A 20,304-nucleotide genomic window follows, 5' to 3' on the forward strand; every position below is an offset into this window, starting at 1 on the left:
TGCAAACCAGCGTCTCCGCGGTCCACGGCTCAAACAAGGATCCCCACCCGGATTCCACACGCCATAAAAGCGCCGTTTTCCAGGCCATTCAGAAGGGGGTCGGTCGCTTTCTTTCCGCATCAGCGGCGGCGACTCGAATTACTTTACACACCACCGGCGGCCGGTGCAAATCGACCGTCGGGCGCGGATCCGGCGCCCGAAGCCGACCCTCTGGCGCCGCCCCAAGCCGACCCCCGGAGGCGCCCCGGACCCACCCCGTGGCAGGGCGCCTGGCCGAGCTTGCCACCCTCCACATGACCGTGACCCGACCGTAACTAGACAGAACGGTCTGTCTCACATAAATTTTTAGGACGTTCTCTGTCCAAAGGGCAGTGGTCCGTTATCGCTGAAGCAGAACGGCGGATCAAATGTGCACGCCATGAAAGAGCCAAAAATGACTGCAACACACTTTGACCGCTTCGTAGCCGAGGCCCTCACTGCGGACCGGGAAACCGACTCCGGGCTGACTCCGGACGAGCTCTATGGCCTCTACACCAGCTGGAGCCTGATCAACAAGACACAGCCCGAGTCCCCCGAGGCCTTGCGGGCAGGCCTTAAGGGAGTCGGCATCGATCCTGATCACAACGAGTTGTCCATGACAGGCCCGGCCGCGGCGGACTATATCCTCGCCAGCGCCCCCAGCCTCATCTAGCTCCGCATGCTGCAGGAAGAGCCAACACGCACCGGCTCTTCCTGCTGCGTTTAAGGCACGATGCTTCCAATAAGACGCCGCGCTTCCAAGCCGCGTTGTTATTAACCCGCTCCTGCCAGCACCTCACACCAATCTACGCACAGCACGCCTTTTGGCGCGCTCGGGAAATTCAAGGTATCCAATGGACTTACTGTCCGGCATTTCAGCAGGAACGTTCCTCGGCGGAAGATACCGCGTCGTGGACCAGATCGGTTCCGGTGCAATGGCCAACGTCTACCGGGCCACCGACGAATTCCTCGGCCGGGACGTGGCCGTCAAGGTGGTCATCAAGCCCGCCAACGCGGATGCACAGGACGACGACGCGGAAGTGAAAGTCCTCGCACGCCTGAACCACCACAACCTTGTCACGCTCCTGGACGCAGGCGTGGACAGGACCGAATCCGGCCCGCGCATCTACCTCGTGATGGAGCTCGTGGAGGGCCCGGACCTTCGGCGCCGCCTCCAGGACGGTCCGCTCTCGTCCCGGCACACCGCGCAGATTGGCTATGATCTGGCGGATGCGCTCACTTACATTCATGACGGCGGCGTAGTCCACCGTGACGTCAAACCCGGCAACATCATGGTCTTCGACTACCATCACGATGCCGCCAGGATGCGCGCGAAGCTGACGGACTTCGGCATTGCCCTCATGGCGGACACACCGCATCTCGATACCGGTGACGTTCTCGGAACCGCGGCCTACCTCAGCCCGGAACAGGCGAAGGCCGAACCGGTCGAGCCCGCCAGCGACGTCTACTCCCTTGGCCTGGTGCTGCTCGAATGTCTGGCCGGGGAGCCCGTGTTCAAAGGCGATCCGCTTCAGAGCGCCGTGGCGCGTCTGATCAGGGACCCCCACATTCCAGAGAGCCTGGACCCGGAATGGCGGCAGCTCCTGGCGGGCATGATGGCACGGAACCCGCAGGACCGGCCCTCCACGCGCGAAGTGACCCAGGCCCTCTACGATCAGGCCGTCAACAGCCGCGGGAAGCACAAGGTGGACACCGCCATCATCCCCGCCAACGAGGACGCGCGCATGGAGGCTGTCCACCGCTACGGCATTCTCGATACCCCTCCGGACGGCTCCTTCGACAGGATCACGGCACTCGCGGCACGGGTCTTCTCGGTGCCCATAGCGATCGTCTCCGTCGTGGACCATGACCGCATCTGGTTCAAGTCCCACCACGGAATCCCTGCGGAGGAAATCACCCGTGACCCGGGGCTGTGCGCTTCGGCGATCCTGCAGGACGACCTCTGGGTTGTGGAGAATGCCCCCAAGGACCCGCGGTCCCTGGCCAATCCGCTTGTTGCCGGGGAGTTCGGTCTTGGTTTTTATGCGGGTGCGCCGCTGACTACACGGGATGGCTACAACCTGGGCACGCTGTGCATTCTCGATTACGAACCCCGTGTCCTCACCCCGGAAGACGCAGCAACGCTCCGTGACCTTGCCGCCGTCGTCATGAATGACCTCGAGCTCCGGCTCGAGAGCCGGAGTTTGGCACCCGCCCGTCCCTGATCGCTGGGCAACGCGGGAGACCCCGACGGCGGGAGGCCGGCAAACGCCGCGGGCTTCCCGCCGTCGGACTTGGATCCCCGCGGCCGCCAAGCCCCTCCCCCAATTAGCCCCCGCACAGCCCAACCTTTCCGTAGCATCTCCGGGCAATGCTGGATGTGTCCGCAAATGCAATTGGGGGGGACATGACTCTTCGGGCCAGCACGATTTCCAGCCGGGATGACTACCGGGGGCAGCCATGAGCACCCTGGACATCCACTTCGATGAGCCCTCTGTTCCGGTGCCGGACTGGCCGGCCGGCAGTCCAGGCGTCGATGACGGGCCAGCCCCCGTCGTCCACCATTTCCTTCGATTTCCGTCGGTTGGTCAAAGGGCCGCCGCCCGCCGCCCGGGCTGACAGTGGCAGCTGCCCAACAGGATCCTGCGCCGAGGTCCGCGCAGAGAAAAGCTCGACGGCGGGGTGGTCGCCAGCGCTGCCGGCCCTCCCGTCGTCGAGGTACACCGCAGCCGCCGAAAGCAGCTTCGGTGCAGTCCGGCTGCCGCGCCGGGGGCGTGTCCGTTCGGGCTGGGCTGCGGGGAGTTTCGCCTAGCCGCCGGTGTGGTGGATGGTGAATGCGGTGAGGAACCCCACCGATGCCACCAGGCCCGTGAGGTTGTGGTGTTCCTCGAACGCCTCGGGAATCATCGTGTCTGCGAGCATGGCCAGGATGCCGCCGGCGGCGACTGCGGTAATGAAGGCCACGAGTTCATCGGGGGCGCTCTCCAGGGCTGTGAAACCGATAAGGGACGCCAAGCCGCTGAGGATGGCGATGCCGCCCCAGACGCCGAACACATATTTGGCGCTGCGGCCCGCCTTCTTCATCCCGGCGGTGCTGGACAGCCCTTCCGGGACGTTGGAGATGAACACGGCCGCGAGCATGGCCGGGCTGACGGCACCACCGGCGATCAGGCCCACGCCCAGAACTACTGATTCAGGGATGCCGTCCAGGAGCGCTCCGACGGCGATGGCGGTGCCGCTTCCCGGGGTGTCCTTTTCGGAAGGCTGCAGTTCCGTGGAGCGTTTGCGGTGCTTGGCCCCGGATTTCGCCAGCATGGTATTGGCGCTGACGTAGATCAGGGCTCCGGCCATGAATCCTGCGGCGGTGGGCCAGAGGCCGCCACCCTGCACGGCTTCGTCAACGAGCTCAAACGCGAGCGCCGAGATCAGTACACCGGCGCCGAAGGCCATGATGGAGGAGACCAGCTTCGGCGGGACCGTCCATTTCCAGGACAGCCACGAGCCGAGCACCAGCGCGCCTCCGGCAAGTGTTCCCCAGAACATTGCCTGCGCCCACATCGGCATGTATCCCCTTCCGCGGCCGCCAGGCCTGATCGTTCGCTTGGAACCGGCATCTGCTGCAGGCAGGCGCCGGTCCCGAAACCACCAGCATTCTCGCAGACAGGAGGACGGGGCCAGCGGCGGCATGCCGTCAGCATACTGATCAAATGCGGACAGAGGCACTCAAGACGGACTCCGCCCTCCTGGACGCACCACTGGGCGTAGAAAACTAGAGGCGGCGCCGCCCTTGCGGCTTGCTGCCGATGCTCGCCGTCGGCGCCCCCCAGAGCCCGGCGAGGCTGGATGCCCCGCGGAGGCCAGCGATGGCCCGAACCACATTCACACTGGCCCTGGCGTCAGCACCCGGGCCGGCCTCGGCGGGCGGCAGACTGAGCGCGGAAAGGACGGCGTCGAGGCTGTACGTCGGCAGATCCAGCTGGCTCTGTGCCAGCTGCAGGGCGCAGTAGAAGTCCTTCGCGGGGAGATCCAGCTTCAGGTGCCCGCTCGCCTTGCGCATAACGTCGGCGTCATAGGGGGCGTCGAAGGCAACCAGGGGATCTTCGCAGGTGAAGTGCAGGATCCCTTCAACGGCCATTTCCCAGCCGGCGGCGGTGGAGACGTCCTGTTCCGTGACGCCGTGGCGCTCGGTATGGACGGGATCGAACCGACTAAGTCCTGCCGGCGGCTTGATCAGCCAGGACGTCGTGTCCACGATGCGTCCGTCCCGGACTTTCACCAATCCGACGCCGCACACCGACGCAAGGTCACTGTTGGCCGTTTCGAAGTCGATGGCCGTAAAGCTTATTCCTGGCACTGCTTGCCTCCCCCTGGCATTGTTGCCGGAGGCTATAGCTTGTCGTTCTGCCCCTAGCCAAATTATCTTCGCAGACGGGATGCCAGATTACTTTCCCGGGCGGATTGTGAAGCCGGCGGTGATGAACAGCCGGTGAAGACCGGGCTCAGCGCTCGAGGACGGCCTTGAGATTCTGCACAAAAACCTTGTTCCGGCGCGGCACCATGAAGGCCATGGCCGGTGCCATCAGCATGCCGAGTCCGCGCGGCCTCATGTCCACGCTCCGGGTAAATTTGGCGCCCTCCGGTGCGGGTTCTACCTTGTAGGTGATCAGGGGCTGGAGCCCGGCGAAGTCCCCTCGGTACACCAGCTGCTCCCCCGGCGTCACGTCCAGTGCAGTGAACTGCCCCTCGGTCTTGCCCATGAACGGTTTGAACCGGAGGGGATAGGTCTTGCCGACGGAGGGCACGGGATCGGTGGTCGCGTCCACCGAGTCAATGTCGACGTGCCAGTTGGGCTCGTTGCGAAGATCCGCAACGTAGGCGAAGACGTCTTCCGGGGTCCGCCTGATGACCACACTTTCAGCCGATCTGACCACGGATCCTCCTCGCGCCCGCCACCTGAACCAAACCAACCGCCGGACGTCGAGGACGTGCGGCGATGAGCCGATTTGTGGCTCTCAGTTTACGCTTAGGGCCGCGGTCTGGGCACTCGGCCGGCTGCAGTCCGCAGCCCAAGCAACTACCCGTTGACACCCCGCCGGGTGCGGAGTACCACGGGGCTTAGACGGTCCAATCCCGGGCCGTCTCTGGTTTGTTCTGAAAGCCTTTAGGAGCATCTCATGCCTGTCGCTGTCATCCAGGATTTCCCCGGGGGAACACTCGAGCAATACAACCAAGTCGTCGAAAAAATGGGCTTCACTCCGGGCGGACCCGGTGCCCCTGGCGGGATCTTTCACTGGGTCACCGCCACTGACAACGGCATCCGCGTGACTGACGTCTGGCAGAGCCGGGAAGATTTCGATGCGTTTACTCAAGCGTCAACCGGCCCCATCGTCGCCGAAGTCGGCATCCCTGGCCCGCCGGAGGTCACCTTCTTCGACGTCCACAACTACCTGACCGCGGGCCCCAAGGCGTAAGCCACACAGTTACACGGTGGACGCAGTCAGGGCCTTCTTTGCCAATCCCGGCCTGAAAGACGCCAAGCAACGGGGCGGCGTCCAGGGCGACCCGAGGACTGAGTCCTTCGAATAGCAGGTCCGCCGGCAGGCGGACCAAAAGCATTGGAAACCCCGACGGCGGGTGGCCGGCAATGGCTGCCGGTCACCCGCCGTCGAACTTTGCGCTGGTTGGGTTCGTCGACACCGATCCCGCTGGTTGAGCCTGTCGAAACCGGGTTTAGTGCCTTCGCGGTCAGCGCTCCGGGTGCAGGTCCTTGCTCCAGAGCACGGCGCCGTTGGCGTTGCGGAGGCTGACGGAGAAGACGTCGTCCTCGCCGAGGTCCACGTGGCCGAAGAACTGGCTCTCGCCGTTGCGCGGGGACTGGTTGGCGTAGGCACCGGCCTTGAAGAAGGCGACCTCGGGGCCGAAGGTGCCGTCCATCTGGCTGGGGCCGAACGTTCCGGCGTTGATGGGGCCGGCCACGAATTCCCAGAAGGGGTCGAAGTCGCGGAAGGCCGCGCGCTCCGGCGAGTAGTGGTGTGCGGCGCAGTAGTGGACGTCGGCCGTGAGCCAGACCACGTTTTTAACCCGGTTGCGCTTGAACGCGGACAGCACCCCGGCGATCTCGAGTTCCTTGCCCAACGGGGCTCCGGCGTCGCGGTTTGAGAGGGATTCCTCGTTCACGGGGCCGTCCGGCACGATGATGCCGAGCGGGAGGTCGGCGGAGATGACCTTCCAGGTCGCCTTGGACTTGCTCACTTCACGGATGAGCCAGCGCGCCTGTTCCTCGCCGAGGATGTGGGTGAGGCTCGTTTCCTTGCCGTCCGTGTTGGGGTCCTTGAAGGTGCGCATGTCCAGGCAGAAGACGTCCAGCTGCGGGCCGCGGGAGATCTTGCGGTAGATGCGGGCGGGCTCGAAGCCGGTGCTGCCGTCGCTCAGCTGCGCGATGGGCTGGTACTCCTGCCAGGCCTGGCGGCCGCGGGCGGCGAGCACGTCCACGCGGCGTTCGGTGTAGCGGGTGTCGGTGATGATCTGCCCGGGGTACCAGTTGTTGTGGGTTTCGTGGTCGTCCCACTGGGCGATCACCGGCGCGTCGGCGTAGAGGGCGCGGATGTTCTTGTCCATCATGTTGTAGCGGTGCCTGCCGCGGAACTCGTTGAGGGTCTCGGCCACCTTGGACACTTCCTCGGTGACCAAGTTGCGCCAGATCTGGCCGTCCGGCTCGGTGACCTCTGCGGTGATGGGGCCGTCAGCGTAGATGGTGTCGCCGGAGTGGATGAAGAAGTCCGGCTTGGTGGCGTGCATGGCCGCGTAGCCGCGCATGCCGCCGACCTCCTCGTTGATGCCCCAGCCCTGGCCGGCGGTGTCGCCGGTCCAGACGAAGCTCTGCCGGCGGGGTGTGCGGCCGCTGCGGAATGTGCCGGTACCGGGTGCCGTGCCGAACGAGCCGTGCGCAGTCTCGCCGGCGTGGCCCTCGGCGTCCTCGAAGTGCATGGTGAGCGCGAAGCGGGTGCCGGCCGGAAGGTGCTGCGCGTTGATCTTGGAAGTGAAGTCGGTGGCCCCGCTGGCCCTGGTCCCGCGGAGCACGCGCTGGAAGGCGCGGCCGCCCCGGAGCGGGGTTCCGTCCTCGTCCACGGCCAGCAGGTTGGCCACGAGCCGGCCCGGACCGGAGGCGCGGGACCAGAGCACGCCGGAGTTGGCGGTGACGTCTCCGGTGGAGATGCCGGACGGGAGGGTGAGGCGGTTGCGAATCAGCGGGACGCCGGATGGGCGGGCGGCGTGCGCGGGCACAATGAGTGAGGGTGCGACGGCGGCAGCACCGGCAGCGGCGATGGCACCTTTGAGGACGTTTCGGCGAGTGAAAGCAGTCATGGTGCCATCGTTGACTGCACGCGTGAATGGCTGGCGACGGCGGGGTGAACCGCGTGAATCGAGCGGTGTCGGCTGTTGGCGGTGCTGGGCGGAACGACCCCCGCCAAGAGCAGGTGAGCGGCGGGGTTTACTACGGATTTGCGGGTAATCCCCGCCGCCTCTGGTCGGTCTGAGAGCTGGCTACTATTCACTCACATAGGCAAGAATACATATGCCTAATTAACCGCCTACGACGAGTTGCTTGTTTGTGCGACAACCGCTCATGCTCCCAATTCGGCACAGATGTCCCGGCTCGTTCCTGTTGTGCTCAGTAATGTGGTGACGTTATCGGGACCAGGATTTTCGACCTTGTAAACGATGCGCCCGTTGTATTGAGTGGTGGTGGGCCCGGCAGGCTTGTCGGTCGGAAACATAATAAGTCCCGCCGTTCCCGTTTCAGTTATCGTCTGAGATCCATCAGGATTCAGGACCGTATTCCGGACGGAACCGGTTGGTCGAATAGTGATCGAGCGTACAGGAGCGCCTTCGGAGTCTAGCCGAGTGTATGTCAGCGTGAAGCCTCGTCCTCCACTAAATATGCGTATCGGTTTGCCCGACTTATCCAAGAAGGTCCTTACCGTAGCATTTGAGCCGGTCGCCTGAAGCAACAAATCAAAACCTGAGCATGCAGTGCCCGCTGGAAGCCTTAGGTTATCCGGAAAGTCTGCTGGTGGATCTCCCTTTACCGGCGGGGCCGCGGTGGCCGCCGGCGACAGACCGAGAAGGGCGCCGGCCAGCAGAATGGGCAGAGCGAATCGACGAGCTGAAGTAAAATTCATGTTTTGCTCCATTAGATTGGCGGTCGTCATTGGCCGCATTGTCACGAGGCGTAGTAGTGCGCACACGGTGCACATATAGATCGCATAGTCCGCATCATTCTTGGGGATGGGACACTTAGAATACGTCCGAGCGCAACTGATGAAAAGAGCCGGCAACTATTGATTAAATTCGGTTCGTATGCAATTCATCCTGTCTCCGAATCGCCATATCAGATTTGTGAGAATTTACTCATAAAGGACCTCTCGGCCCAATTTTGAAGCAGGCATGATCCGACCTTCACCACAGCCGTGGCAGAGGCAACGAAAGACTGACGGCGCTAGGCCCGCCCGACGGTGGCAGCGCTGTAGCGCTGGCGCTGCTCAGCGCGACGGCAGTTGGTCCACGAATGGGACCTGGGCGACGTACTGCTGGTACAGCTTCAGTGCGTCGTCAATGGGGATGTGGCCAAAATCCAACGTGTCCTGCAGCCCTTCCAGTTGGGCGTTCGTTGTTTCCGCTGCACTGACCCTGTCGGTCAGCGCATGTGAATTGGCGAAGTTGGTGGCCAGGGCCGCTGCGACGGACAGAATTACGGCTGCCAGGCACAGGAATCGCCACACCACGGAATCGTCGCCCAGCGAGAATATGCCCTGGACTGCTTCGGTGAACCCGGTGCCCCCAGCCGCCGGTCCGGCGGTGACCATGGCGGCTAGTGCGCTGCCCACGATGCTGATGTTTGAGAGCCTGTTCCGCCGGGGTCGTTCCCGCCCCAGGTAGGAGCGGATGTTCTCTTGCTTTTGTTGGATGCGGTCGGACAGCCTTTGACGCGTTTCCGGTGATTCGTCCATGATCTGCTACCAGCCTCCCTGTCGGACGGTATCTGCGATCAGGATCCCACCGCCCCGATGCGCGGTCCAGACTCGACTGCTCCAGTGCGGGCAGTCCCATTGGCCGCAGAGGAGTAAGGCTGGAACCGAAGTTAGGCAGAGGGAATGAAACGCCTGACAGTGCGAGTGTGCTTGGCGGCAGCCGCGGCCCAACGGCTGCAGTCACCCGTTAGCGTGCGCGTGCAACATCCATGAACGCCACGTGGGAGACATATTGCTTATAGAGCATCGCCGCTTCGTCGATCGCTATGTGGCCGAAGCCCAGGGACAGTTGCAGCCCTTCCAACTGTGCGATGGCCGTCTCCGCTGCGCTGACCTTCTCGGCCAGAGCCTGGGAGTTGGCGAAGTTCGTGGCGAGCCCCGCCCCGACGGAAAGAATTACCGCTCCCAAACAAAGAACCCGCCACACCACCGAAGGGTCCCCAAGGGAAAGGGTGTCCTGGACGGCTGCGGTGAACCCTGTGCCACCGAATGCCGGACCTGCCGTGAACATGGCCGCCAGCACACTCCCGACGACGCTGAATTCGGTGAGTATGTGCCGGCGGGGCAGTTGCCGTCCCAGATAGGAGCGGATGTCCTGCTGTTTCTGGTCGATGCGGTCGGACAACCTCTGACGTGTCTCCGGCGAATCCTCCATGATCTGCCACCAGCTTCCCTCTTCGAGAGTGTGTGCGATCAGGATCCCACCGCCCCAATGCCCGGTCCAGAGTTGATAACAACAAACGCCGCGAGCGGCAGCCAACCGACACGAAGACCGGACAGGTTTGTCTCTCTGTCCCGGGACGCCGCGGTTTGTGTACGTTTAGGTTCTAGCGACGGGACTGCAATGGAGCAGGACCTAGCCTGAGGCAGGCACCGGACGAGAGGCGACGAACATGGCAAAGACATCGGGTGTGGCACCACGGCTGGCCAAAGCGCTGGCGATTGTTTTGGGCACGGAGGAGATCCCCGTCCGGCTGCGGGCGTGGGACGGGTCGGAAGCAGGCCCGGCAAACGCACCGCTTATCGAATTCACGTCGCGGCGGGCATTGCGCCGGATCCTGTGGTCACCCGGGCAGCTTGGCCTGAGCCGGGCGTACGTGGCCGGAGAAATCGATCCTCACGGCGACATCTTTGCAACCTTCGCGGCGCTGAGCTCCGCCGGCAAGTTCGCCGAGCCCGGCCCCTTCAAGAAGCCAACGGCGCGTGAGCTGGGGACGCTGCTCACCACTGCCGTCAGTGTGGGCGCTGTCGGACCGAACCCCGCGCCGCCGCCCGAAGAAGCGAAGGTCGAAAAGCACGGCCACCGGCACTCAAAGAAACGGGACGCCGCGGCAATCTCGCACCACTACGACGTCGGCAACGACTTCTACCGTCTGGTCCTCGGCCCGTCGATGGTCTACTCCTGCGCGGTGTTTGAAAGTGAAGGCATCTCGCTTGAGGCAGCCCAGCAAGCGAAGCTCGATCTGGTCTGCCGGAAGCTGGGGCTGAAGCCGGGAATGCGGGTCCTGGACGTGGGCTGCGGCTGGGGCAGCTTTGCCCTGCATGCCGCTGAGCACTACGGGGTCAACGTCGTCGGCGTGACGCTGTCCACCGAACAGGCGGAACTGGCGCGCAAGAGGGTGGCGGAAGCCGGGCTGACGGAGCGGGTGGACATCCGGGTCCAGGACTACCGCGATATCGACGACGGGCCGTTCGACTCGATCAGCTCCATCGGCATGTCAGAGCACGTGGGCCGCGAACAGATCGGTCACTACGCTTCTCAGCTCCACGGGCTGCTGCGCCCAGGCGGCCGGCTGCTCAACCACGCAATATCGTGGAACGCCGGGCCCACAGAGGATGACCCCGACTCATTTATACCCCGCTACGTCTTCCCCGACGGCGAGATGCTGAGCCTTTCAGACATGGTTGTGGCGCTGGACGGCGGCGGCTTCGAGGTGCTCGACGTCGAAGCCTTGCGCCGGCACTACGCCCTGACGCTGCGGGCCTGGGTGAGAAATCTGGAGGAGCACTGGGATGAGGCAGTGCGGCTGGCGGGCGCGGGCCGGGCCCGGATCTGGCGCCTCTACATGGCCGCGAGCGCACTGGGATTCGAGGACGGGCTGACAGGAGTGAACCAGGTGCTCGTACAGCGGAAGGGCGGGACAGAGCCGCCGCTGCGCCGGAAGGATTGGATCTGATTCGCTGACTGGGGTTGTCGGTGATCGAGCCCGTCGAAACCGGGTGCGCAGACGCCGGATCTCGACAAGCTCGATCAGCGGGACAAGCTCGATCAGCGGGGAACGCCGGTTGAGCCTGTCGAAACCCGGGTGCGTGGACGCCGGATCTCGACAAGCTCGATCAGCGGGGCAAGCTCGATCAGCGGGGAACGCCGGTTGAGCCTGTCGAAACCAGGTGCGCAGAACTCGGATCTCGACAAGCGCGATCACCGGGGAGCGGCTCGATCAGCGGCGCCCGGCTCGGCTCAGTCACATGCCCGGGTGGACCTTTACGAAGTCGATCTTGTTTCCGGGGCTGGTTTTCTTTTGCGGGGAACGCGAGAATCCCTTCGCATCCAGGTGGTTCTGTGCTCGGTATTCGGCCAAGGCGTCGTCGTAGGCCTTGTTGAGCCGGCCACCGGCGATCTCTTCTACTGTGCCGTCTGCAAAAGTGATGGAGATCAGGACGCTTTCGGGAAAGTGCCGGTTCATCCGGATAAAGCCTTCGGCATCCTGCTGGAGAGTAATCAATGTGTTCCGCCTTCGTTTCAGTGGCTTCCAGTCTCCCCCACTTTGGGGCCGCGCGGTGCGGCGCCGTCATCACACGACAACCCACGGACGAAATGTATCCGTTCCAACGGCACCGGGAATGCCGCTCCTGCTAGCCTCCTCGTATGACAACCGGACCGCGGGTAGGGTCAACCGATCCTCGCGAGACGGCCCCAGAGAAGACGCCCGCCGATTTTTCCAGCGCAACGCCCGCCGAAGCCGCCGATGCGCCAACGGATCTGACAAGCCCCACTTCGACGGCGGACCCAACAGGTCCGGCCCGCACGTGGAGCCTGCAGCGCGAGTGGTCCAGGGCGTTCATCTTCATGCTCTTGGCACTGGTCTTGGGGGCGATCGTCACGATCGTGGGCGTTCGGGCCGTGGTGCACCAGATGGAAACGACTGCCGGCCGGCTCCAGCTCGAGTCGGGGAAGGTCGCGCAGGTGGCCGCGGCGGTTGACGACCACGAACAACTGGGGCACCAGCTGCTGGCCGATGCGCCGGTGAACCGTCAGGCGTTCATGCTGCAGCAAAAGGACATCTCGGACAAATTCGATGAGGCCGCCAAGGTCCTCGCGGATCCCGAGGACAGCGGCATCCAGTCCGCGCTCCTCCACGCGCGCCAGGACTGGCAGGCGGCGCTGGCGGCACGCGGCCTCTGGGGAGACCAGGTGCTCGAACTGGACGGGAACCACGTGACTGAAACTCCCGCCTTCGCAGCAGCCAGCAAGGGTGTGCGCGATCAGCTGGCAGGCATCCAACGTTCGTCGCTGGCGACATTGGACCGGGGCCTCGTTGATACCGGCGACCTCGAACAGCTGCTCGTGATCGCCAGGACGGGACTCTTGATCCTGGCCGTCGGCGCCACCCTGTACTTCCGCCGCCGCATGGTCAAGGACCTGATGCGTCCCGTCAACAGCCTGCGCCGCGGCGTCCACAAGCTGCAGGCCGGGGACTACAGCCACCGCATCGACATCGCCAGGCGGGACGAGCTGGGCGAGCTGGCCACCGCGTTCAACGGAATGGCCGCCGCCCTCCAGGACAGCCACCGCACGCTGACACACCGGGCGACCCACGACACCCTCACCGGACTAGCCAACCGCGCTGCCCTGACCGAGCGTCTGGCGGCGTCATTTGAAACCGGCAGCGACCTCAGGACGCGGCACGAGGGCCTCCTGTTCATCGACATTGACGACTTCAAAGACGTCAACGACTCCTTCGGCCACGAGGGCGGCGACGACCTGCTCATCCAGCTGGCGGCCCGGCTCCGGGCCAGCGTCCGCTGCCACGACATGGTGGCCAGGCTGGGCGGTGACGAGTTCGCCGTCGTCGTTCTGGATAACGACGACGGCAGTCCCGCCACGGGACCCGTCGCCGAACGGATCTACGAGACGCTGAGCGAGCCGTTCCTCATCGGCGATCATCCCCTGACCGTCTCCGTGAGTATGGGCGTGGCCCAGAGAAGCGCCGAAACAGGCGACGCCGCTGAGCTGCTGCGGCAGGCGGATTCCGCCATGTACGCGGCGAAACTCGGCGGCAAGGCGCGCTACGAGGTCTACAACGCCGAGGGGAACCAGCCGAAACGGCAGGTGCGTCCGGTGCGGTCAAAGCAAGGCTCAGACACCGCCGGGTGGTGAACCCGCCGGTTGAGCTTGTCGAAACCACCGGCTTTGAGAACGGCGGTTAGCCCTCACGGACAGAGTCGAAGTCCACCTGTGTGACCAACCCGGCCGAACGGAACCAATCCTTGGCCACTGCCTGGACCGACGGCAACGCCAACTGCTCAACAACCCGTTCAGGTGGACCTTCGAAGACTGATTTCTCATCCTCCAGGTCCCGCCCGGTCAGGCTGCCAGCGAGGAGCCCGAAAAGAGCCGGCTGATCCATCAGGGGAAGCTCCGCACCGTGGCCATCGTTGAGCACACCCCAGCGCGACGCATAGAGCGAAAAGGTCGCCGGACTTTCGCCGTTGTCCAATACGAGCGCACAGTCCTTCCCGTTGAGCTCCAACCGCCGGTAGTTGGGCTCCGTTTCGTCCAGCGCTAGCAACTGGCCCTCATCAAGCCACAACACCCAGACTGTGGTGCACTTCCCCATCCGGGAGTACGGGGCGGCTGCAATGTACCCGGCCTTGCTCACGTGGGCAGAATGGCCAATGCCAATGTTGTGTAGCCGGCCACGGACCAGCGGCAGAATCCTGCTGACCGGCTGGCCGTAGTTTGCGAATTTTCTCCGCATGACATCAGGGCTGGAGTTCGAGCCGATCGAAATCACCAGCGACCGGGCGCCCAGCGGTGCCGCGTGGGCCCCGGAGAGGACCGCGTTTAGGTCGGCTGCCAGCCCCAGAGGCAGGAAATCCTCGCCGAGGACGACACCCGAGGCTTCTGGCGGATCCCACGGATAGTGCAGCGGATCCAGCCGGCCGGACGTCGTGGATTCGTTCCCCATGGGCTCAACTTCGTCGCCGCCCGGAAGACACGTGGCCATACATCGAGCCTACTCCCGGCCGCAGCGCATCCGAACAGCCGCTGCGGCCCGGGGCCGTCAAGTGGCGCCGGGCCGTGCCGCCAGCTTTCCGTTCAGGGCTGGACGCCGCCCGGCTCAGCGACGCCGAGTCGCGCTCCGTGGACATCGCGGGCTGATCACCTCTTCGGAGCCACGACGGCGGGAGGCCGGGACACGTTCCGGGCCTCCCGCCGTCGTGGTTTTGCGGTAGACCTGTCGAAACCAGGCTAAAGCCGCGCCTCCGAAAACGGCACGCTGGGAAGGTTGCATGCTTTCCACGGTTCGGTGGAGCGCACACTGGGAGTGTGGCCCCGTCCGTCATGAACGACGGAGCGGACTGTGGCCGAGACGACCCAGAGTCCGACAAGCAGGATGAGCAGTACCATTGTGGTGCACCTCGGGTGATTGACTGTGGATTGGGTGATTTCAGTGTCCCCAGCCGGCGTGTGAGCAAGCGTGTGAGCGAGCGCAGACGCCGGAGAGGCGCGGCGGTAACATGAGCCGTATGGCCGAGACCTGGATCCGGCTCCTCGGTCCGCCCCGGATCGAGTCCCCTGGCGCAACTCCCCCGCAGCCCAGAGGCCGCAAGGCCTGGGCGGTGCTGGCCTACCTCGCGCTGCAGGCGGACGGCACCGGCCGCTCCCGGACAGCCTCGCTGTTGTTTCCGGATGCCGCGGATCCCCTCGGGGCGCTGCGCTGGAACCTGTCCGAGCTGCGGCGGACCCTCGACGGCATTGCGATGGCGGGCGATCCCCTGCGGATGGTGGTGCAGCCTCCGTGGCGCTGCGATGCCGCCGAGGTGATTGACTCGGGAAGCAGCCCGGGCCTTGACCCCCGCCGGCTCGACGGCCAGCTGCTGGAGGGACTGTCCTTCGCCGACTGCCCCGTCTTCGACTCGTGGCTGGCGGACCAGCGCTACCGGCTGGAAAACGTCGTTCAGTCCATGCTCTACGAGGCCTCCCTTGCTGCCCTCGCTACGGGGGCTCCCGGCGAGGCAGTGGAGCTGGCATCGCTCGCGCTGCACAGGGATCCCTTCCACACGGACTGCAACGTCGTGCTGGTCAAGGCCTTCGTGGCCCTGGGCGAGCACCGCCGCGCCCGGGAACATGTGACCAAATGCGGGGAGCTCTACCGCCAGGAGCTCGGCCTGCCGCTGCCCGCGGAAGTGCGGCGGGCACTGTCCGATGCGGCGCCGGCGGCGGACCCGGGCATGCCGGCCACCGGGGCGACAGTCCGGTCCTATCTCGACGCCGGAGGCGCCTCACTCTCGGCGGGCGCCGTGGACCGGGGGCTGGATCAGCTGCGGCTCGCCGTCGTACTCGCCCAGCGCACCAGCGACCGCCACCTGCTCGCCGAGTCCCTCGTGACCCTGTCCGGGGCGCTGATCCACCAGGCGGGCGGCCGCGGCGCCGAGGTGGCGGACTTCCTGCACCAGGCGCTGTCGGCGGAAGGGCCCGACGGCGCCTCCCGGACTGCCGCCGCCGCTTACCGCGAGCTGGGTTACCTGTCCGTGCAACGCGGTGTCCCCGACCGCGCGGCCGGGTGGCTTGACCGGGCGATGGTGGCGGCCGACGGATTCCCCGACGAACAGTCAAGGATCCTGGCCATTCAGGGCATGCTGGCCTCGGACACTGCGCGGTACGCGGACGCCGTGACGGCGCTGACCGAGTCCGGAAGGCTCGCCAAGGCCGTCGGGAACCGCCGGCAGCAGGCGTTCAGCGAGGCTCTGCTGGGCCGGGTGTGTCTGCTTCAAGGGGAGTTGGAAGCGGCGGCGGCCTGTTTGGACCGGGCGCTGGACTGGATTGCGGCGGAGCACTGGACGGCGTTCGAACCGTTTGTCGACGGGGTCCGGGGAGAAACGTATCTCGCCGCCGGCCGGCTGGAGGAAGCTGCCGAATTGATTGACAGGTCCTGGGTGATGGCCGACTTGGCCGGCGACCACTGCTACATGGCGTTGGCCGCAGGCGCCGAGGCACGCCTGTTCCTGGCGCACGGCGATCTGGCGGCCGCGGAACACTGGGTTAACCGCGGCCTTGAACCCAAGCCGTGGTACCTCTGGTATTCGGCCCGGCTGCTGGACACGGCGGCCGAAGTCGCCATCGCCGCCCGGTCTCCGCGGGCTTCAGAATTCGCGGGGCGGCTGGGCGAGCTGGCGAGCCGCAGCGGGATGCGGGAGTTCGTGGTGCGGGCACAGTCGCATCGGGCCGTTCTCGGCGACGCGGCAGCGGCGGAGACCGTGCCCTGGCTGGCAAAGGAGATCGACAACCCTGCGCTGACGGCGTTCCTGGCCGGGCGCCAGCGCGGTTGAGCCCGTCGAAAACGCTGGTTGAGCCTGTCGAAACCCCGCTGGTTTGAGCCTGTCGAAACCAGCACACCCGTGTTAAACAAAAGCAGGGCCCGTCAAAGACGGACCCTGCTCGAAACCTGTAAGGTTCCGGACTCAGAAGAGTTAGCTGAAAGCTAAGTCTTAGAGAGCCTGGATGTTTACGGCCTGGGGACCCTTGGGGCCCTGCTCGGTTTCGAAGGAGACCTTCTGGTTCTCTTCGAGTGAGCGGAAACCGGAGGAAGCGATCGCAGAGTAGTGTGCGAAGACATCCTGTGAAGAGTCATCGGGGGAAATGAAGCCGAAGCCCTTTTCAGCGTTAAACCATTTGACGGTACCAGTAGCCATTATTTTTGTCCTTCGTGAAGGTGGAGGAAAAGTCCCGACTTTCGGGTCCTCCGGTGTGGGGTGTTCAAAACCGCTACTTCAGAAGAACGCGGACTTTCGACCGCGCGTACTGCCTGAACTACCAAATACAAACACAACAACGATGTCTACTGTACACGGGTTTTCGGACCGGTTTGACCAAAAGCCAAATGGGGCAAGGCTCGCGCGGCAGCGGGGGCATCCAGGAGGCCGCTGGAGCGACCGACCTGCCAGGGATCACAAACACCTCGCTCGCGCCCTCGGGACGCAATATGCTTCACACAAACCAGCCCATTGGGCTCCCGCCAACCGGAAGAAGAAGCCATGCAGATGCCCAAGCCGTCAGAGGCAGACAAGGATCACTTCCGCGCTGTCATGCCCTCGGCCCCCGAGGTTGTGATCAAGCCGATGTTCGGCAATCTTGGCGCCTTCGTCAACGGGAACATGTTCGCGGGCCTCTTCGGCTCCACCATCGGGGTGAAACTCGGAGACTCGGACAGAGAGGAACTCGAAGGCACCGAGCGGACCGTTCCCTTCGGGCCTGCGGAGCGGCCGATGGGCGGTTACACGGGATTGCCGGAAGTATGGAACGCGGAGGGCGACGGCGATGACGCGCGGGCTAAAGCCTGGGTGGCAAAGGCCTACTCCTACGTCGCCGGGCTGCCACCCAAGGAGCCGAAAGCTTCAACGCCGCGCTCAACCAAAAAGTAGCCGCCGCCGTCGGCCCTTGATTGCCACCCATCCCCCCTCTAAAGTTAAAGAATCTAGTTTTAGAAGGGTCGTGGGAACGGCGCAAGCGCAACCAGTGTCACCCACGCGCAGGCAACAGGGAGGCGGGGATTGAAATGGACTGGCAAGGCTGGGCCCTGTTCGGCCTGCTCGCCACCGCAGCCCTGACCGTGGTGATGATTGCCTCCCAGATGGCCGGATGGACCCGGCTCGATCTGCCTCTGGTCCTCGGCACCCTTGTCACCCCGGACCCGGACAAGGCACGCGTTGCAGGGTTCTTCATTCACCTGGCCGCAGGGCAAGCCTTCGCACTCGGATACGCGGCGGTCTTCGCGCTGTTGGGCAGGGCCACATGGTGGATCGGCGCACTGCTGGGGCTCCTGCACTTTGCGGTGGCGCTGACGGTCATCCTGCCCCTGCTGCCCGGGGTTCATCCCCGAATGGCCACCACCAGAGCCGGTCCGGCGAGCCGGGCGGTGCTGGAGCCGCCGGGCCTGTTGGCTTTGAACTACGGGATTCAGACGCCGGCCGTAGCCATGGCAGCCCACGTGATCTACGGCTCCATGCTGGGACTGCTCCTCACGGTCCATTGACGCCTGTCAGCTCGAGAGAAGGTGCACGCAAAATGGGAGCCGGCAACGTGAACTCCCCCGCCCTTTCGGACTACGGGCTGCTGGGCGATACGCGCACGGCTGCCCTGGTCTCGGCCGACGGCGCCATCGACTGGCTCTGCGCGCCAACCTTCGACGGCGATCCCGTCTTCGGCGCCCTGCTCGGCGGCCCCGAGGGCGGCAGCTTCCGCGCCGGCCCCGCCCTGCCCGCCAAGCGCCTTGTCCGCCGCTACCGGCCGCACACCGCCACGCTCGAAACGGTTTGGGCCACCGACGGCGGCACCCTGTCACTCACCGAAGCGATGGTGGCGGAGGTATCCGGCGGGCTGTTGCCCACGACTCTTCTTATCCGGCGGCTGGCCGCCGAGGGCGCACCGGCAGCGGCCGCCGTCGACTTTGACCCGCGCTTCGGCGAGCGCCATCTCCGCCCCCGGGTCCGGCAGGGACAGCACCTGGCCTGCGAATGGGGCGCCCTGGCCATGTCGCTCGGCTGCAGCGGCGGGCTAAGGGTGGAACCCGGTTCGACCACGTCAATCACAGTTGTGCCCGGCCGTCCGGTCGTAATTGTGCTCGCCCTGGCCTATGCGGAACCACTGATCTTCGTCGATCCCGAAACCGCCTGGGACCTTGTGGAAGCCGACGAAAGCCGCTGGCGGGAGTGGGCGTCAGGCATCAGCCAGGATGTCCCGTTCCGCGAACCGGTCCTGCGGAGCCTGCTGACGCTGAAACTTCTGACCTACTCCCCCTCGGGCGCGCCCGTGGCTGCACCCACGACGTCCTTGCCCGAGGACCCCGGCGGCATTCGGAACTGGGATTACAGGTACGCCTGGCCCCGGGACGCCAGCATCGGCATCGCCGCCTTCCTCGGGCTGGGCAAGGACGGCGAGGCCCTGAACTTCCTGAACTGGCTCCTGCACGCCAGCAGGCTGCAGCGGCCCCGGCTCCCTGCCCTGTTCACTCTGACCGGAGGACACGTCCCCCGCGAGCGCACCCTTCAGAACTGGCCCGGGTACCTGGGCAGCGCTCCTGTGAGGGTGGGCAACGGAGCCGCCCACCAGCACCAGCTCGACGGCTACGGCTGGGTCCTGGACGCCGCGTGGAACCTCGTCCGGCAGGGGCACAGGCTGAATTCGGAGACGTGGCGGGCGCTGCGCGGCTTCACCGATCTCGTGGCGCGGCGCTGGCCGGAACCGGATGCCGGCATCTGGGAAATCCGAGGCGATGCGGCACAGCACGTGCACTCCAAGGTGATGGGCTGGCTCGCCCTGGACCGGGCACTGCGCATTGCCCGCTCGCATCCCGTCAACGCCAAGCGGCGGGGCCGGTGGGAAACGGCGAGAAATGATCTGGCCGCCGAGATCAGGACCCGGGGATTCGACACTGCCCGGAACTCGTACACCCGCTCGTACGGGTCCGGCGATCTCGACTCGGCCCTGCTGATCCTGCCTGTAACCGGCTTCGAGTCGCCGGACTCTGAACGCCTGCGGGGCACGGTGGACGCTGTGTGGACGGAGCTGTCCGCCGGCTCCCCGTTCCTCTACCGCTACCCGCCAGGCCAGGACGGACTGCCCGGGGATGAGGGCGCCTTCCTGCCTTGCTCGTTCTGGCTCGTGCAGGCCCTTGCCCTGACGGGAAGGGCAGCTGAGGCCACGGAGTTGTTCGAGGCTCTCCTGGAGACCGCCAATCCGCTGGGCCTTTTCAGTGAGGAAATCGACCCTGCCACAGGGGCTTATCTCGGCAACTACCCCCAGGCACTGACGCACGCGGCGCTGATCCAGGCGGCCCTGGCTCTCCGCGACGCTGGCCAGGCTTCGGCTTTTGGCTGGAGCTCGGGCGACTGGGGCTTGGGCGTGCGGGGGAACTCGGCGGCCGCCCGGGATGCCAGCAGGCACAAGGCCTCTTCGGACGTGGACCCGGGCTCCGCGGTGTAGGAGACCCTGCCGATAGGTGGGCTGGCGAAGCGTGGTACTGACAGG

The 20,304-nt window shown here is 65.2% G+C and carries 19 protein-coding genes; 9 read left to right on the forward strand and 10 right to left on the reverse strand.

Annotated features, from left to right (window positions below; all coding sequences use genetic code 11):
- The first annotated feature begins 433 nt into the window (after positions 1-433).
- On the forward strand, positions 434-691 hold the full coding sequence (locus AC1DDG_RS20380) for a hypothetical protein (protein WP_476877502.1): 258 nt from the start codon (positions 434-436) through the stop codon (positions 689-691).
- 181 nt (positions 692-872) lie between these two features.
- Positions 873-2,243 (forward strand): GAF domain-containing serine/threonine-protein kinase, encoded by a 1,371-nt coding sequence (locus AC1DDG_RS20385; protein ID WP_476877503.1) that lies wholly within the window; start codon positions 873-875, stop codon positions 2,241-2,243.
- Between the two features lie 583 nt (positions 2,244-2,826).
- Here the strand turns inward: AC1DDG_RS20385 and AC1DDG_RS20390 are convergent.
- From AC1DDG_RS20390 to AC1DDG_RS20400, 3 genes are all read right to left on the reverse strand, one after another.
- Positions 2,827-3,582, reverse strand: a complete 756-nt coding sequence (locus tag AC1DDG_RS20390; protein WP_476877504.1) for a ZIP family metal transporter — start codon at positions 3,580-3,582, stop codon at positions 2,827-2,829.
- A gap of 205 nt (positions 3,583-3,787) precedes the next feature.
- Positions 3,788-4,372, reverse strand: a complete 585-nt coding sequence (locus tag AC1DDG_RS20395) for a 3'-5' exonuclease family protein (RefSeq protein WP_476877505.1) — start codon at positions 4,370-4,372, stop codon at positions 3,788-3,790.
- A 145-nt stretch (positions 4,373-4,517) separates the two neighbouring features.
- Positions 4,518-4,949, reverse strand: coding sequence for an SRPBCC family protein (locus AC1DDG_RS20400; RefSeq protein ID WP_476877506.1), 432 nt, complete (start codon positions 4,947-4,949; stop codon positions 4,518-4,520).
- A 243-nt stretch (positions 4,950-5,192) separates the two neighbouring features.
- Between AC1DDG_RS20400 and AC1DDG_RS20405 the strand changes: the two genes are divergently transcribed.
- Positions 5,193-5,489 (forward strand): hypothetical protein, encoded by a 297-nt coding sequence (locus tag AC1DDG_RS20405; protein ID WP_476877507.1) that lies wholly within the window; start codon positions 5,193-5,195, stop codon positions 5,487-5,489.
- A 274-nt stretch (positions 5,490-5,763) separates the two neighbouring features.
- On the opposite strand, the gene AC1DDG_RS20410 is transcribed toward AC1DDG_RS20405, so the two are convergent.
- The 4 genes from AC1DDG_RS20410 to AC1DDG_RS20425 all read right to left on the reverse strand — a co-directional run bounded on the left by AC1DDG_RS20410 (position 5,764) and on the right by AC1DDG_RS20425 (position 9,705).
- A complete protein-coding gene (locus tag AC1DDG_RS20410; protein WP_476877508.1) occupies positions 5,764-7,383 on the reverse strand; it encodes an alkaline phosphatase D family protein in 1,620 nt (539 codons plus the stop codon).
- 260 nt (positions 7,384-7,643) lie between these two features.
- The gene (locus tag AC1DDG_RS20415) at positions 7,644-8,231 is read right to left on the reverse strand and encodes a hypothetical protein (RefSeq protein ID WP_476877509.1); all 588 of its coding nucleotides are present in this window, start codon (positions 8,229-8,231) and stop codon (positions 7,644-7,646) included.
- A 330-nt stretch (positions 8,232-8,561) separates the two neighbouring features.
- Positions 8,562-9,029, reverse strand: a complete 468-nt coding sequence (locus AC1DDG_RS20420; protein ID WP_476877510.1) for a hypothetical protein — start codon at positions 9,027-9,029, stop codon at positions 8,562-8,564.
- A gap of 208 nt (positions 9,030-9,237) precedes the next feature.
- Positions 9,238-9,705: a hypothetical protein gene (locus AC1DDG_RS20425; protein WP_476877511.1), complete on the reverse strand. Its 468-nt coding sequence runs from the start codon at positions 9,703-9,705 to the stop codon at positions 9,238-9,240.
- A 238-nt stretch (positions 9,706-9,943) separates the two neighbouring features.
- Here AC1DDG_RS20425 and AC1DDG_RS20430 point away from each other — a divergent pair, with 238 nt between their 5' ends.
- Complete coding sequence (locus tag AC1DDG_RS20430; protein ID WP_476877512.1) at positions 9,944-11,227, forward strand: class I SAM-dependent methyltransferase; 1,284 nt, start codon at positions 9,944-9,946, stop codon at positions 11,225-11,227.
- A 288-nt stretch (positions 11,228-11,515) separates the two neighbouring features.
- Here the strand turns inward: AC1DDG_RS20430 and AC1DDG_RS20435 are convergent, their stop codons facing one another.
- Complete coding sequence (locus AC1DDG_RS20435) at positions 11,516-11,776, reverse strand: hypothetical protein (RefSeq protein ID WP_230120112.1); 261 nt, start codon at positions 11,774-11,776, stop codon at positions 11,516-11,518.
- Positions 11,777-11,919: 143 nt separating this feature from the next.
- Here AC1DDG_RS20435 and AC1DDG_RS20440 point away from each other — a divergent pair, with 143 nt between their 5' ends.
- The gene (locus AC1DDG_RS20440; RefSeq protein ID WP_476877513.1) at positions 11,920-13,431 is read left to right on the forward strand and encodes a diguanylate cyclase domain-containing protein; all 1,512 of its coding nucleotides are present in this window, start codon (positions 11,920-11,922) and stop codon (positions 13,429-13,431) included.
- 46 nt (positions 13,432-13,477) lie between these two features.
- Here the strand turns inward: AC1DDG_RS20440 and AC1DDG_RS20445 are convergent, their stop codons facing one another.
- Positions 13,478-14,281, reverse strand: a complete 804-nt coding sequence (locus tag AC1DDG_RS20445) for a hypothetical protein (protein ID WP_476877514.1) — start codon at positions 14,279-14,281, stop codon at positions 13,478-13,480.
- Between the two features lie 523 nt (positions 14,282-14,804).
- Here AC1DDG_RS20445 and AC1DDG_RS20450 point away from each other — a divergent pair.
- A complete protein-coding gene (locus AC1DDG_RS20450) occupies positions 14,805-16,607 on the forward strand; it encodes an AfsR/SARP family transcriptional regulator (RefSeq protein WP_476877515.1) in 1,803 nt (600 codons plus the stop codon).
- Between the two features lie 159 nt (positions 16,608-16,766).
- Here the strand turns inward: AC1DDG_RS20450 and AC1DDG_RS20455 are convergent, their stop codons facing one another.
- Positions 16,767-16,970, reverse strand: a complete 204-nt coding sequence (locus tag AC1DDG_RS20455) for a cold-shock protein (RefSeq protein ID WP_024365339.1) — start codon at positions 16,968-16,970, stop codon at positions 16,767-16,769.
- Positions 16,971-17,312: 342 nt separating this feature from the next.
- On the opposite strand from AC1DDG_RS20455, the gene AC1DDG_RS20460 reads away from it, so the two are divergent.
- The 3 genes from AC1DDG_RS20460 to AC1DDG_RS20470 all read left to right on the forward strand — a co-directional run bounded on the left by AC1DDG_RS20460 (position 17,313) and on the right by AC1DDG_RS20470 (position 20,259).
- Positions 17,313-17,699 carry a TfoX/Sxy family protein gene (locus tag AC1DDG_RS20460; protein WP_476877516.1) on the forward strand — a complete coding sequence of 129 codons (387 nt, stop codon included), beginning with the start codon at positions 17,313-17,315 and terminating at the stop codon, positions 17,697-17,699.
- A 134-nt stretch (positions 17,700-17,833) separates the two neighbouring features.
- Positions 17,834-18,310, forward strand: coding sequence for a hypothetical protein (locus AC1DDG_RS20465; RefSeq protein ID WP_476877517.1), 477 nt, complete (start codon positions 17,834-17,836; stop codon positions 18,308-18,310).
- Positions 18,311-18,342: 32 nt separating this feature from the next.
- Positions 18,343-20,259 (forward strand): glycoside hydrolase family 15 protein, encoded by a 1,917-nt coding sequence (locus tag AC1DDG_RS20470; RefSeq protein WP_476877518.1) that lies wholly within the window; start codon positions 18,343-18,345, stop codon positions 20,257-20,259.
- Positions 20,260-20,304 lie beyond the last annotated feature (45 nt).

The organism is Arthrobacter sp. 10L430, assembly GCF_056395245.1.

Excerpts from the sequence above, each read along its gene's own strand:
- AC1DDG_RS20380 (WP_476877502.1), top strand. The coding sequence starts at position 434 with ATGACTGCAACACACTTTGACCGCTTCGTAGCCGAGGCCCTCACTGCG.
- AC1DDG_RS20385 (WP_476877503.1), top strand. The coding sequence starts at position 873 with ATGGACTTACTGTCCGGCATTTCAGCAGGAACGTTCCTCGGCGGAAGA.
- AC1DDG_RS20390 (WP_476877504.1), bottom strand. The coding sequence starts at position 3,582 with ATGCCGATGTGGGCGCAGGCAATGTTCTGGGGAACACTTGCCGGAGGC.
- AC1DDG_RS20405 (WP_476877507.1), top strand. The coding sequence starts at position 5,193 with ATGCCTGTCGCTGTCATCCAGGATTTCCCCGGGGGAACACTCGAGCAA.
- AC1DDG_RS20410 (WP_476877508.1), bottom strand. The coding sequence starts at position 7,383 with ATGACTGCTTTCACTCGCCGAAACGTCCTCAAAGGTGCCATCGCCGCT.
- AC1DDG_RS20415 (WP_476877509.1), bottom strand. The coding sequence starts at position 8,231 with ATGACGACCGCCAATCTAATGGAGCAAAACATGAATTTTACTTCAGCT.
- AC1DDG_RS20420 (WP_476877510.1), bottom strand. The coding sequence starts at position 9,029 with ATGGACGAATCACCGGAAACGCGTCAAAGGCTGTCCGACCGCATCCAA.
- AC1DDG_RS20425 (WP_476877511.1), bottom strand. The coding sequence starts at position 9,705 with ATGGAGGATTCGCCGGAGACACGTCAGAGGTTGTCCGACCGCATCGAC.
- AC1DDG_RS20430 (WP_476877512.1), top strand. The coding sequence starts at position 9,944 with ATGGCAAAGACATCGGGTGTGGCACCACGGCTGGCCAAAGCGCTGGCG.
- AC1DDG_RS20440 (WP_476877513.1), top strand. The coding sequence starts at position 11,920 with ATGACAACCGGACCGCGGGTAGGGTCAACCGATCCTCGCGAGACGGCC.
- AC1DDG_RS20445 (WP_476877514.1), bottom strand. The coding sequence starts at position 14,281 with ATGGCCACGTGTCTTCCGGGCGGCGACGAAGTTGAGCCCATGGGGAAC.
- AC1DDG_RS20450 (WP_476877515.1), top strand. The coding sequence starts at position 14,805 with ATGGCCGAGACCTGGATCCGGCTCCTCGGTCCGCCCCGGATCGAGTCC.
- AC1DDG_RS20455 (WP_024365339.1), bottom strand. The coding sequence starts at position 16,970 with ATGGCTACTGGTACCGTCAAATGGTTTAACGCTGAAAAGGGCTTCGGC.
- AC1DDG_RS20460 (WP_476877516.1), top strand. The coding sequence starts at position 17,313 with ATGCAGATGCCCAAGCCGTCAGAGGCAGACAAGGATCACTTCCGCGCT.
- AC1DDG_RS20465 (WP_476877517.1), top strand. The coding sequence starts at position 17,834 with ATGGACTGGCAAGGCTGGGCCCTGTTCGGCCTGCTCGCCACCGCAGCC.
- AC1DDG_RS20470 (WP_476877518.1), top strand. The coding sequence starts at position 18,343 with ATGGGAGCCGGCAACGTGAACTCCCCCGCCCTTTCGGACTACGGGCTG.